Annotated in this window: 12 protein-coding genes; all 12 read left to right on the top strand. The window is 49.8% G+C overall.

What is annotated here, in order from left to right:
* Nucleotides 1–137: 137 nt before the first annotated feature.
* The 12 genes from ALO_RS16155 (at nucleotide 138) to ALO_RS16100 (ending at nucleotide 12,137) form a co-directional block, all read left to right on the top strand.
* Nucleotides 138–1,118 (top strand): biotin--[acetyl-CoA-carboxylase] ligase, encoded by a 981-nt coding sequence (locus ALO_RS16155; RefSeq protein ID WP_004097972.1) that lies wholly within the window; start codon nucleotides 138–140, stop codon nucleotides 1,116–1,118.
* 81 nt (nucleotides 1,119–1,199) lie between these two features.
* The gene (locus ALO_RS16150; RefSeq protein WP_004097971.1) at nucleotides 1,200–1,751 is read left to right on the top strand and encodes a biotin transporter BioY; all 552 of its coding nucleotides are present in this window, start codon (nucleotides 1,200–1,202) and stop codon (nucleotides 1,749–1,751) included.
* Nucleotides 1,752–1,779: 28 nt separating this feature from the next.
* The gene (locus ALO_RS16145) at nucleotides 1,780–2,547 is read left to right on the top strand and encodes a type III pantothenate kinase (RefSeq protein ID WP_004097970.1); all 768 of its coding nucleotides are present in this window, start codon (nucleotides 1,780–1,782) and stop codon (nucleotides 2,545–2,547) included.
* A gap of 21 nt (nucleotides 2,548–2,568) precedes the next feature.
* A complete protein-coding gene (dusB, locus tag ALO_RS16140) occupies nucleotides 2,569–3,528 on the top strand; it encodes a tRNA dihydrouridine synthase DusB (RefSeq protein ID WP_004097969.1) in 960 nt (319 codons plus the stop codon).
* A 5-nt stretch (nucleotides 3,529–3,533) separates the two neighbouring features.
* The gene (locus tag ALO_RS16135) at nucleotides 3,534–4,481 is read left to right on the top strand and encodes a hypothetical protein (protein ID WP_004097967.1); all 948 of its coding nucleotides are present in this window, start codon (nucleotides 3,534–3,536) and stop codon (nucleotides 4,479–4,481) included.
* Between the two features lie 649 nt (nucleotides 4,482–5,130).
* Nucleotides 5,131–5,874: a nucleotide-binding protein gene (locus ALO_RS16130; protein ID WP_004097964.1), complete on the top strand. Its 744-nt coding sequence runs from the start codon at nucleotides 5,131–5,133 to the stop codon at nucleotides 5,872–5,874.
* A 217-nt stretch (nucleotides 5,875–6,091) separates the two neighbouring features.
* Entirely contained in the window at nucleotides 6,092–6,616 is a 525-nt protein-coding gene (locus ALO_RS16125) for a helix-turn-helix domain-containing protein (protein WP_004097962.1), read from the top strand.
* Nucleotides 6,617–6,667: 51 nt separating this feature from the next.
* The gene (locus ALO_RS16120) at nucleotides 6,668–7,570 is read left to right on the top strand and encodes a hypothetical protein (RefSeq protein WP_004097960.1); all 903 of its coding nucleotides are present in this window, start codon (nucleotides 6,668–6,670) and stop codon (nucleotides 7,568–7,570) included.
* Between the two features lie 30 nt (nucleotides 7,571–7,600).
* Entirely contained in the window at nucleotides 7,601–8,701 is a 1,101-nt protein-coding gene (locus tag ALO_RS16115) for a shikimate 5-dehydrogenase (RefSeq protein ID WP_004097958.1), read from the top strand.
* Between the two features lie 412 nt (nucleotides 8,702–9,113).
* Nucleotides 9,114–9,599: a transcription elongation factor GreA gene (gene greA, locus ALO_RS16110; RefSeq protein ID WP_004097953.1), complete on the top strand. Its 486-nt coding sequence runs from the start codon at nucleotides 9,114–9,116 to the stop codon at nucleotides 9,597–9,599.
* Nucleotides 9,600–9,638: 39 nt separating this feature from the next.
* A complete protein-coding gene (gene lysS, locus ALO_RS16105) occupies nucleotides 9,639–11,144 on the top strand; it encodes a lysine--tRNA ligase (protein ID WP_004097951.1) in 1,506 nt (501 codons plus the stop codon).
* A gap of 372 nt (nucleotides 11,145–11,516) precedes the next feature.
* Nucleotides 11,517–12,137 (top strand): LysE/ArgO family amino acid transporter, encoded by a 621-nt coding sequence (locus ALO_RS16100; RefSeq protein WP_004097950.1) that lies wholly within the window; start codon nucleotides 11,517–11,519, stop codon nucleotides 12,135–12,137.
* Nucleotides 12,138–12,467 lie beyond the last annotated feature (330 nt).

The following is a 12,467-nucleotide window of genomic DNA, read 5'->3' as shown; positions in this document are numbered from 1 at the left end:
CGCTCTCGGAGACAGGCGAGGAATAGGGGAACTTGACAGTCGGTTAACTTTGAATTAATATATGGTTTACAAAGTGGTTTTGGTATAATCGAACGCATGCCTTGAACTGCTTTGCATCTTTTTAGGAGGTTTTTGGTTTGCGAACGAATATTTTGGCGCTTTTGCGCCGGGCTGCGGGTGGGTACATATCCGGTGAGGAGATATCCAAACAGCTGGAAGTCTCCCGCACGGCAGTCTGGAAACATATCCAAGCCTTAAAGGATGACGGTTATGAGATCGAGTCCCATCCCCGGCTGGGTTATTGTCTGCGCCGCAGCCCCGATATCCTGACTCCGGAGGAAGTCCGCCCCTTATTAAAAACTGCACTGCTTGGCCGGGAGATCGTATATATTGCCTCTATTGACTCTACCAATAATGAGACCAAGAAACTAGCCGCTGCAGGATGCGTTGAAGGAACGATCCTTTTGACGGAAGAACAGCATGGCGGCCGTGGCCGTCTGTCAAGGGGGTGGTTTTCGCCCTTTGGCAAGGGAATATGGCTGTCAGTAGTGCTTCGTCCCCGGTTTTTGCCCCAGGAAGCACCTAAGTGCACCCTGATGACAGCGGTGGCCGTAGTGAAGGCAATTCGCAAAGTGACCGGGATTCCCTGCGGCATCAAGTGGCCGAATGATATCCTGTATCAGGGCAAAAAATTGGTAGGCATCTTAACTGAAATGAATGCGGAAATGGATGCGATTAACCATGTGGTTATCGGCATTGGGATTAATGTAAACATTGCTTCGGAGGAGTTACCCCCTGATCTTGCAGCCCTTGCTACCTCCCTGCAGATTGAAACCGGACAGCCTGTATCCCGGCGGGAATTACTGACCGTAGTGCTGTATGAATTGGAGCAGGCTTACGCCCTGGTGAATACTCAAGGCTTTGATCCAATATTAGAGCAGTGGCGGCAGCTATCAGTTACCCTCGGCCAAAAAGTCGATGTCATCGGTTTGAACAACCGTTTTAGCGGCGTTGCTGTTGATATTGACCGGGATGGCGCTTTGCTGGTGGATACGCCTGCCGGGCAGGAACGGGTTATTGCGGGCGATGTTTCAATCCGTCCTGCTGGGGAGCGTTGAAAAAGGCCCTATTTCGAGGACTGCAGATAATTTTTGCAAAAATTTCATGATACAAATATAATGATATGGGAGAGAATTAACATGTCTATTCGCAATATGGTATTAGCCGGTCTATTTGCTGCTCTGCTGTCCATTTCTTCCCAGATTTCCTTTCCGATTGGGCCGGTGCCCCATACTCTGCAGCTCTTTTTCATTATGCTGGCAGGTTTGGTTTTAGGCGGCCGCTGGGGAGCCGTCAGCGTGGCGATATGGATCTTGCTTGGCGCATTCGGGATGCCGGTTTTTGCTCAGGCCAAGTCAGGTCTCCCCGAACTGATCGGACCTACCGGCGGTTTTAAATTCGGTTTTATGATGTGTGCCTGGCTGGTGGGCCGACTGACCGAACGTTCACGACTGTCTTATCCGAGAGTCGGTCTGGCCATGTTCCTGGGATTAGTTGTTACCTATGTTGTAGGACTAATTGGCTTTATGGTGAGTTTCGAATATTTCCTGGGTAAGCCAATGACCTGGGATAAAGCCTGGTATCTTGCCGTTGCGCCGTTTATACCTTTTGATGCGGTTAAGGCGGCGCTGGCTGCTTATGTGGGAGTGAAAATAAGGGGTGCTCTAAAACAGGCGGGTTATAGCGCCTGATTGCGCTGAAACGGAGGATTAACCTATCATGCTGCTTGTGTTTGATATCGGTAATACTAATATTGTTCTTGGGATCTATGATGGGATCAACTTACTTCATCATTGGCGGATTTCCACAGATCGCCAAAAAAGCGCCGATGAGTACGCTATGCTGGTGCACAGTCTGTTTAGCTATCGGGGCATGGAACGCGAACAGTTTAAAGCCATAGCCATCTCATCGGTGGTGCCGCCGGTCACTCAAACCTTGCTCCGCATGTCCCAGCGGTATTTTTCCTTGGAGCCGCTGGTAGTAGGACCGGGGATCAAGACCGGTATTAGCATTAAGTACGAAAACCCACGGGAAGTGGGGGCTGACCGGATTGTCAACGCCATGGCTGCCTATGATAAATTCGGCGGCCCGCTCATTATCGTGGATTTTGGTACAGCCACTACTTTTTGCGCTGTGGCGGCTAATGGTGATTATCTGGGTGGGGCTATCGCCCCCGGTATCGGTATTTCCACGGAAGCCTTGTTTCAACGGGCAGCTAAACTGCCCCGCATTGAACTGGCTAAGCCTCCTACCGTCATTGCCCGCAATACTGTTGCCAGCATGCAATCCGGCATCATCTTCGGCTTCGTTGGCCAGGTGGATGAAATTGTCCGCCGCATGAAAGAAGAATTAGGCGGCGATGCCTACGTGGTAGCCACCGGCGGATTAGCCAGCCTCATTGCCCAGGAATCTCATACCATTAATACGGTAGAGCCTTTCCTGACTTTAGAAGGGTTACGACTGATTTACGAACGCAATAGTCACTAAAGGAGACCAAGAGAGACATTTATGCATATAGGTTCGGTTCATATCGCTAATCCGGTGATTCTGGCCCCCATGGCCGGCGTCACTGATCCGCCGTTTCGATTGCTGGCCAAAGAAATGGACTGTGGCTTGGTCTATTCGGAAATGATCAGTGACAAGGGATTGGTGTATCAAAATACCCATACAGTGCATATGCTGACTATCAACCCCCAGGAAAAACCGGTGACAGTGCAAATTTTTGGTTCGGAACCGGAGCCTATGGCTCAGGCGGCCAAGATTGTTGAACGGGCCGGGGCTGATATTATTGACATCAATATGGGCTGCCCTACCCCCAAGATCGTCAAAAACGGAGAAGGGTCGGCTTTAATGCGCAAGCCTGACCTGGCCTATTCCATTATGGCCTCGGTTGTTGAGGCCGTTCAGGCGCCTGTGACGGTGAAAATCAGAAAAGGCTGGGATGACTCCTCGGTCAATGCTCCTCAAATCGCCCGGCTGGCTGAAAAAGCGGGAGTGGCCGCAGTGGCGGTCCACGGCCGGACCCGGGAGCAGTTTTATGCCGGTACGGCTGACTGGGAGATTATCCGGGCGGTGAAAGAAAGCGTCGCCATTCCGGTTATCGGCAACGGCGATATTCGTTCCGGTCAGGATGCCGTCAGAATGCTCGGGCAAACCGGCTGCGATGCGGTTATGGTAGGCAGAGGAGCTCAGGGGAATCCCTGGATCTTCCGCCAGATCGTTCATTTTCTGGCTACCGGCGAAACTCTGCCGGTCCCTACGGTTTCTGAGCGGCTGGCGGTGTTTTTGCGCCATTTGGATATGACAATTGCTTTTAACGGTGAATATATCGGGATTAGGGAAATGCGGCGGCATGCCTCCTGGTATACCAAAGGGCTGCCCCATTCGGCGGAAATCCGGCTGAATTTTAATCAGGCCGAGAGCCGGGAGGATTTTATCCGCGTTATCCGGGACCTTTCAGAGGAGTGAACGCCATGATCCATATCCTGCCGGTGGCTAACGGCATTTTGCCGCGCCCTGACGGCGGCCGGATCACCGGGGTCTTTGTGACGGAGCAAGTGTCTCCCATACTGAACAGAGTGAGTGTCGGTCAGGACATCCTGGTTTGCCCCTGGGTTGTTGACAGTCAAAAACTCTACCCTATCGGCGTACTCGCCCGCATCACTGACCGGAATTCCCAGATCGTAACTGATGAAACCGGTCAGCAAATACCGGTGGTTATGATTGCGCTGGAAGGAAGAGATCAGGCCCGCTGGCATACCTTGAAGATGTTGTCGGGTGCCTTGGCGTCAGGTGATGTGGAACGAATGGATTTCAAACAAAGCCGCAAAGAATATCCGGTCATCTCCGGCGCGGGCTGGCTGCCTGAGGGCGGTTATACCGAATTCCGCGCTGCCAGTGATATCCCGGTTACTCTCTACGGGAAGGACCTGGAAACCGGCGATGAAATCAGCATCCGGGCCAACCTGGGCGGCTTGGTCAGTCAGGAACAGGCCCATACCGTCGAGCACGCCATCATCCGGTCCCTGCGCACCTTCGACCTGTGCAGTCCCCGGACCCTGGCCGAATCCATCATCGTGGAAACCGGCGAGTTAAAACGCTCGGTAGAAGCCGGTTTCCGTTTCGGTCTGCCGGAAGTCCTGGGCCGGACCAGCACCGGCATCTGCGGCAACCCCATGACCAATCTGGCCCATGACTTCTTCGACAACCTCTCCGCCGGCCGCACTCTGAACGAATCTCTGGCAAAAGCCCGCCTCAGCGCCATGTCCCAGCTCACTCAGGATATCGGTTTGACCACCCAGCCGGGGATACGAGTGCTGCAGGGATTAAAAAAAGGCATGAGCCATGATGATACGCCATTGAGAACAGAGACGGCTAAAAAAGTAATCGCGCGTTTTCCCTTAGACCCCTGGCGGGCCTAACCCCGTGACACAATGAATAAAAGTCTGACGGAGCTGTTTTCATGCAGCTCCGTTTTTGTCTGCACCCAGCAGGATCTCTCGCCTGGAAAAATATCGACTCAAGATAATCAACCCACGATAATCTGCGGCCGGTCAAACCTGGAAAATTTGCAGGATATACAATCCACTGACAGAACTAGCCTGGATAGGACATGATGATATGAGCGGTTATTCCCTGGACCATTACGCCAACGATTTGCGTATGGGCTACTATCATCTAAGCCAGGGTTCTTACGTCAATGCTACATAACGTTTTGCGGCCGCATTGAAGATCAATCCTGGCGATGAGGCGGCATTATGGGGACTGGTGCAGATTAGCCTAAGGATCGAATCCTCAGGCGCATAAACTAATAGTTTTAAAAATTTAGCCGGAGCTGCCAAGGGCGGCGACTCCGGCTTTTGGCCTGCCCGGCAGGGGAGAATTAAAGAGGCAGCTCCTGCGGCTTCTTTAAATTTACTATTCCTTTATAATATAGTATAATTTCTTTGCCACATAAATGATAATGTATATCATTTTCAATCTTTGAGGTCAAAATTGTACCCTTTCAAGACGGGACAGGTCCTATAAGACGATCTACCCATGGAACTTATGGAAAGAAAAGGAGGCCCTATGAAAAAGATTGCTTTTTACGGCAAAGGCGGCATTGGTAAGTCTACTACGACCTCTAATCTGTCGGCTGCCTTGTCGACAATGGGATTTAAGGTCATGCAGATTGGCTGCGACCCTAAGGCTGATTCCACCAAAAATCTGATGCGCGGGCGAGCTATTCCCACAGTGCTTGACACCATGAAAACGAAAAAAGCAGACATTACTCTGGCCGATATCGTCTTTGCAGGCTATAACGGCGTGCTGTGCGTGGAAGCCGGCGGGCCCACGCCGGGCATCGGCTGCGCCGGCCGCGGTATCATCACTGCCTTTGAAAAATTGGCAGAATTAAAAGCGTTTGACTATTTTACCCCGGATATTGTCATTTATGATGTCTTGGGCGATGTGGTATGCGGCGGCTTTGCCATGCCCATTCGGGAGGGTTATGCCGAAGATGTCTATATCGTCACCTCCGGCGAGATGATGTCCCTCTACGCCGCTTCTAACATATCCAGCGCCATTCGTCAGTTCAGCGGCCGCGGGTATGCCAGGCTGCGGGGTTTGGTTCTGAATGCCAAAAACGTGGATTCGGAAAAAGAACTGGTAGCCAAGGCAGCCCAGGAAATCGGCACCCAAATTGTGCAGTATATTCCCCGGGATGCTCATGTCCAACAGGCGGAAAATGCCGGCTGTACGGTGGTCGAAGCCTTTGGCGAATCCGATATGAGCAAAGTATACCGGGAATTGGCGGAAAAAATCAGTTCATAACTACTTTTTGAGCTTTCCCATCGTGAAGACAGGGTATCGCAGACCTAAAGCGTTTGTGATACCCTGTTTTATTTTAAGTGAACGCGCTTTTTCTCTTTAATATTTTTTAAAGAAAAAATGCTGAAAATTGAAAATACTAAGAAGATGTGGTAGAATATGTATGTACACAATAATGTGCACATATACTATGCTGGAGCGGGACTGAGGATCGATGGCGATGCTGTTGAGGATTGGCGATAAGTTGATTAACCGGCAGAAAATCGTCCGGTTACTGGATGCTATCCTGGAGATGCGGGTCCGGGGATTATCGCAGCAAGAGGTGGCGACCCGGATCGGGATTGACCGTTCGGTGGTATCCCGACTGGAGACGCTGGGAGAGGTTCGTAAGGGGAAACGGATCGCCCTGGTGGGATTTCCGCTGGAAAATTGCGCCGAGCTGCGCCAAATGGCCCGGCAGGAAGGGATTGAATACTGCCTGGTGATGACAGAGACCGAGCGGTGGAATTTTGTCCTGCATAAAACCGGTGTAGAATTGTTTGAAGAGATTATGCGGATTATCACCAACCTGCGGCAATTCGACATTGTGATCATCCTGGCCTCCAATAAGCGGATTCAGCTAGTGGAAGCCTTGTTGGACAAAGAAGTGATTGGCTATGAAATCGGGGAATCTCCTATTGCTGAAGATAAGTATGTGAGCCTTGATTCAGTAAGATCGATTTTGGCCCATTTGCGCGATGACTGAAACGCGATTTGCAATTAGACAGCAAAAAAATGATTAGGTGAGGAAAACAGCATGAAACGGATCGTTAGCATCAGCCTGGGCTCTTCCAAGCGGGATCACCGGGTGCAATGGCAGTATAGAGGAGAAACCTTTCTGATCGAGCGGATTGGCGCCGATGGAGATACGCAAAAGGCAACGGCACTGATCCGGGAATTGGACGGTAAGGTGGATACCTTTGGCCTGGGGGGCACTGATCTTTATCTTTATGCCGGGAAAAGGCGTTATATATTTAGTCAATCAGCGGCCATAGCTTCGGCGGCACGACAGACGCCCATCGTCGATGGCAGCGGTATAAAGAATACCCTGGAGCGGCAAACGGTGGAGTATTTGCGATGTCAGCACGGTTTTGAATTTGCCGGCAAACGGGTGCTGATGGTGTGCGCAGTGGACCGGTTTGGCCTGGCGGAAGCGCTTAGCGCTGCAGGCTGTCGGACCGTATTCGGCGATTTGATGTTTGGGTTAGGGCTGCCGGTACCCATTGAGACCCTGACCGGTTTGGCCCGGCTGGCCAGCATGATGGCACCGCTGGTTACCAGGCTGCCCGTTAGTCTGTTTTATCCCACCGGTGACAAGCAGACAGTCAATAATCCCCGTTTTAACAATTACTTTCAGCAGGCGGACATTATCGCCGGTGACTGGCACTTTATCCATCGCTATATGCCGCGGGAACTGCCGGGAAAACTGGTGATCACCAATACCGTGACGACGGAGGATGAGCAGTTTTTGCGCCAGAGAGGCGTTAAAACTCTGGTTACAACCACACCGGATATGGGGGGCAGGTCCTTCGGCACCAATGTGCTGGAAGCCGTCCTGGTAGCCCTGGCCGGTAAGAAGCCGGAAGAATTGAAAGCAGACGATTATACCGCGCTAATTCAGGAAATAGGATTGGTGCCGAGCGTCCGGGACCTAGTATAGATTTGGTAAAGGCTCCGAAGGAGGGTTTTTATGGAAAAATTCGGATTTATCGTACATCCGATCGTAGCCAAAGATTTTTCACGGAAATTTTCTTTTGCCAAAAGCTGGTCCGATGGTTTTGTTGAAGGAATTATGAAATACATACCGCCAGTCAAGGTTTCCCATATCACTGGACTGGAATCGGACCATGCAGAGGGTGAAGGCTGGTTTGTCGGCTGCCCTCTGACTTCCCGGCAATTTGTCTCTTTGCCTGAGCCATACGTGATTAATAAGATCATTAAAGCCGGCAGGCTGGCGGAAAAACTGGGAGCTAAGATCGTGGGCCTGGGGGCGTTCACTTCGGTGGTGGGGGATGCCGGCGTAACTATTGCCAAAAACCTTAACATCCCGGTGACTACCGGCAACAGCTACACGGTAGCCACTGCCCTGGAAGGCGTCAAAAAGGCGGCTGAGCTGATGGAACTTTCCCTGGACCGGGCCAATGTGCTGGTATTGGGAGCCACCGGCTCTATCGGCGCGGCCTGTGCCCATATTCTGGCCCAGGACGTGCGGTACCTTACCCTGGTGGCCCGCAATGAAGCAAAATTGGAGAAAGTTGCTATACAGATTTTGCGTTCTACAGGATTAGCCGTTAGGATTACGGCAAATACTAAGTCTGCTCTGAAAGCGGCTGACATCATTATCGCCGTAACCAGTGCGGTGGATTATCTGATTGAACCTGAGGACTTAAAACCCGGCGCCATCGTCTGTGATGTGGCCAGGCCGCGGAATGTTTCCCAGCAGGTAGCAAAGGTCCGTAATGATGTTCTGGTCATTGAAGGCGGAGTAGTGGAAGTCCCCGGCGAGATCAAATTCGGTTTGAATTTTGGTTTTCCACCCGGCACAGCCTATGCCTGCATGGCTGAAACTATGATTCTGGCGTTGGAGAGGCGGTATGAAAACTTCACCTTGGGTCGCGATCTTACGGTTAAACAGGTAGAAACCATCAAGCAGCTGGCAGCCAAACATGGCTTTAAAATGGCAGGTTTCCGCAGCTTTGAACGGGCACTGACCCATGAAGAGATTTTAACCATTAAGCAAAACGCCGCGCTTCGTTTGCAGATGCGAGAGATGCTTGCATCTCGGGGTTAGGAGGAAAACAAGTCACTTTTTGGGCAGTCAGTAAGAACTTTGGAATAGCAGAAGTCCGAAAAGGGATGTTTTCCGAGTCTGCGAGCAGGGAAAACAAGGAAACGGGAGGGAATTGGCTAGTAATTATTGACATAGTTCAAATTTATGCCTATAATATGCATAATGGTGGTGATATTCGGACTCGCAAACTCAAAAGGGCGCAAGCGTTTGTGGGTTGCTATACATTTTGATGCCAGGAAGGCTGGTAATCGGATGTCGCTGAAAAGATAGGAAGTGTCAAGTTGCTTCAGACTTGACACTATTTATATTGCCTCATGCCCAGTTGGCTGGACGATTCCAAGGTTTTCCGCATATAATAAGGGCAATAGCATTGGCTTATATCGAAACGCGAGGATAAAGGAGAGGTAAGTCCATGGCAGAAAAAGAGACTATTCTTACAATCGACGGCTTAAAAAAGATAGAGCAAGAATTAGAGCATTTAAAAGGGGTAAAACGGCGGGAAGTGGCCGAACGGATCAAACAGGCGATTGAATTTGGCGATATCAGTGAAAACTCTGAGTACGAAGACGCCAAGAACGAACAGGCCTTTATTGAAGGCAGAATTCTGGAAATGGAAAAAATGCTTCGCAACGCCAAGATCATCGACGAAGGTGAAGTTGGCGGCGATACTGTCATCTTGGGTTCTACTGTGACCCTCAATGATATTGAATATGGCGATGAGGAAACCTATACCATTGTAGGATCAGCCGAAGCCGATCCCAAACAGAACCGCATCTCCAATGTCTCTCCGGTAGGGGAAGCCATCCTGGGGAAAAAGGTTGGCAGTATCGTGGAAGTCAATGTGCCGGCCGGTATTTTGAAATATAAAATCGTTGGTATTAAAGGCAACTCCAATTAGTTAACGGCAAACGCAGTAAGTATGGGGGAGTAACCGCAAATGAATGAACAGGATCAAACTATAGAGCAAGTACAGGCCGAGGAAGAACTCCACGAATTAATGAAAGTACGCCTGGACAAAATGGCGGCGATTGCGGCCAAAGGCATTGAGCCTTTTGGCCGGAAATATCAGGCCACCCATCACGCCCAGGATATCATCGACCAATATGCGGCATTGGAAAATCAGACAGTGAAACTGGCCGGGCGTCTCATGTCCGTTCGTGGTCACGGCAAGGCCAGTTTTGGTCACCTGATGGATATATCCGGTCAGGTCCAACTGTATTTTCGCCAGGACGTACTGGGTGAAGAGGCTTATGAACTGTTTCACTTGGTGGATATCGGGGATATTATCGGCATTACCGGAGTGGTGTTTACCACTCAGAAGGGCGAAATCAGCGTAAAGGTCACTGCATTTGAGATACTGGCCAAAACTCTGCGGCCCCTGCCGGAAAAGTGGCACGGCTTAAAAGATGTGGAGACCCGCTATCGGCAGCGCTATCTGGATTTAATCGTCAATCCGGATGTGCGGCGTACCTTTATCCTGCGCAGCAAAATCATTAAAGCCGTGCGGGCTATTTTGGATGCAAAAGACTTCCTGGAAGTAGAAACACCCATGATGCACCCCATTGCCGGCGGTGCGGCGGCTCGACCCTTTGTGACCCATCACAACGCCTTGGACATGGATCTATTCATGCGGATTGCGCCGGAATTATACCTGAAGCGGCTGATTGTCGGCGGCTTTGAGCGGGTGTATGAGCTGGGCCGGGTATTTCGCAATGAAGGGATCTCTATCCGGCATAATCCGGAGTTCACCATTATGGAACTTTATCAGGCCTATGCCGACTATAATGATGTTATGAGGGTCACCGAAGAGGTGGTTGCGGGCGTGGCCCAACAGGTCCTGGGAACCATGAAAATTACCTATCAGGGCCAGGAAATTGATCTGACCCCTCCCTGGAACCGCCTGACCATGAGCGAAGCTATTAAAAAGTACGGCAATGTGGACTTTGATTTTGATACAGTGAAGACTATTGAAGAAGCCAGGGCCATCGCTAACCGCCTGGGAGTCAGGTTTGAGCAGAAAGACGGTATCGGCGGCATCCTTAACAACGTGTTTGAAGCCGTGGCGGAAGAACATCTGATTCAGCCTACTTTTATCATGCATCATCCCACCGAAATTTCGCCTTTGGCCAAGCGTAATAAGGACAACCCGAATATTACTGACCGGTTTGAAGCCTTTATTTTCGGCCGGGAAATGGCTAATGGCTTTTCTGAGTTAAATGACCCCATCGACCAAAAAGAACGGTTTATGAAGCAGGTAGCCCAACGGGAATCCGGCGACGATGAAGCCCATATGATGGACGAAGACTTCGTCACCGCTCTGGAATACGGCTTGCCGCCCGCAGGCGGGTTAGGCATCGGTATTGACCGTCTGGTCATGCTTTTAACTGACAGTTACTCCATTAGGGATGTGCTGTTATTTCCCCATATGCGTCAGAAAGAATAAGCCGAATCGTGTTTTAGAGTGGGCTGCTTAACTGCCCACTCTTTTGATTTAAAAACAGGAATTCACCACAGTAAATATGCAAAATTAATTTTAGTTATAGCGCTAAATTTATGGAGCAACAGAAAAGCGGCCTGGAATAAGCTACTTATAAGGTAGAAAAAAGGTGGAGAAAGGGCATTTTGCTGTTTATGGAATACATATAATTTCAAAAAATAAACATTTAATAAAATAAATGGAAAATAACGGTGGAAGATCTCGAAACTGCATATATTGACCGCGCTAAAGATACAAATCTATACGATTAAAAAGAATACATCGTCAATGGTAAATGAATTGAGTAGAAAAATAAGCGTCCGATCAGGAGGAAGCGATGTGCTAATTGCATTTTTTCATGGTCTTCTTTTAGCCTTGGGACTGATCCTGCCGTTAGGTGTGCAAAATGTGTTTGTCTTTACCCAGGGGGCAGTCCAGCCAAGTTACTGGCGGGCCATGCCCGTCGTCTTAACAGCGTCTCTTGCTGACACCTTTCTGATCCTGCTGGCAGTGCTTGGCGTGTCGGTTGCAGTCCTGCAATTCTATTGGCTGAAGTTGTTGCTGATCAGTGCCGGTTTTCTTTTTTTGCTGTACATGAGCTGGGTTACCTGGAAAAGCAGCGCATCCTCTCGCAGCCGGCAGGACCAGGCTCTCTGGAGTCTAAAGCGGCGCATCTTTTTTGCTTTATCGGTATCACTGCTTAATCCGCATGCAATTATTGACACCATCGGGGTGATTGGGGTAAGTTCTCTGGCATATACAGGGCTGGCAAGGCTGGCTTTTACTCTAGCCTGTATCCTTGTTTCCTGGGTATGGTTTTTTGGATTATCTTTAGCTGGTCGATTTACCGGCCAGGCTGATTCATCCGGACGTCTACTGCAGGGATTGCAGCGGTTTTCAGCCGTGATTATTTTTGGCTGCGCCATCATTCTGCTGGCTGGCGTTGAAAAAAGTTTATAAAGACTATTGACAGGACTTAAGACCTCATGCTATATTATAAAAGTCGTCAATACGACAGGGAAAAAATAAATATTGACACAGAGCAAGAGAATGTGTTAATATAATCAAGCTGCGTTCGCAAGAACAAAGCGAGAAACCAAAAATGGATATTGACACAACATCAAACGTTGTGGTACAATATAAAAACGTCGCGCTACTGCGACAGAGCTCCTTGAAAACTGAACAATGCAGGTAAGAATGAATTATGCCAGATGTGCGGGTCTGTTTTTCGGAACAGACAGTCAATAAATCATTTTGATAGTTAAGAGCCATCAAGGCTCCATAAATATA

It is taken from the genome of Acetonema longum DSM 6540 (genome assembly GCF_000219125.1).
GTDB lineage: Bacteria > Bacillota > Negativicutes > Sporomusales > Acetonemataceae > Acetonema > Acetonema longum.
Note: the sequence above shows the minus strand (reverse complement) of the source record. Positions and strands in the feature narration are given on the sequence as shown.

Coding starts and splice junctions, on each gene's coding strand:
- ALO_RS16150 (WP_004097971.1), top strand. CDS start 1,200: ATGTCTATTCGCAATATGGTATTAGCCGGTCTATTTGCTGCTCTGCTG.
- ALO_RS16145 (WP_004097970.1), top strand. CDS start 1,780: ATGCTGCTTGTGTTTGATATCGGTAATACTAATATTGTTCTTGGGATC.
- dusB (WP_004097969.1), top strand. CDS start 2,569: ATGCATATAGGTTCGGTTCATATCGCTAATCCGGTGATTCTGGCCCCC.
- ALO_RS16135 (WP_004097967.1), top strand. CDS start 3,534: ATGATCCATATCCTGCCGGTGGCTAACGGCATTTTGCCGCGCCCTGAC.
- ALO_RS16130 (WP_004097964.1), top strand. CDS start 5,131: ATGAAAAAGATTGCTTTTTACGGCAAAGGCGGCATTGGTAAGTCTACT.
- ALO_RS16125 (WP_004097962.1), top strand. CDS start 6,092: ATGCTGTTGAGGATTGGCGATAAGTTGATTAACCGGCAGAAAATCGTC.
- ALO_RS16120 (WP_004097960.1), top strand. CDS start 6,668: ATGAAACGGATCGTTAGCATCAGCCTGGGCTCTTCCAAGCGGGATCAC.
- ALO_RS16115 (WP_004097958.1), top strand. CDS start 7,601: ATGGAAAAATTCGGATTTATCGTACATCCGATCGTAGCCAAAGATTTT.
- greA (WP_004097953.1), top strand. CDS start 9,114: ATGGCAGAAAAAGAGACTATTCTTACAATCGACGGCTTAAAAAAGATA.
- lysS (WP_004097951.1), top strand. CDS start 9,639: ATGAATGAACAGGATCAAACTATAGAGCAAGTACAGGCCGAGGAAGAA.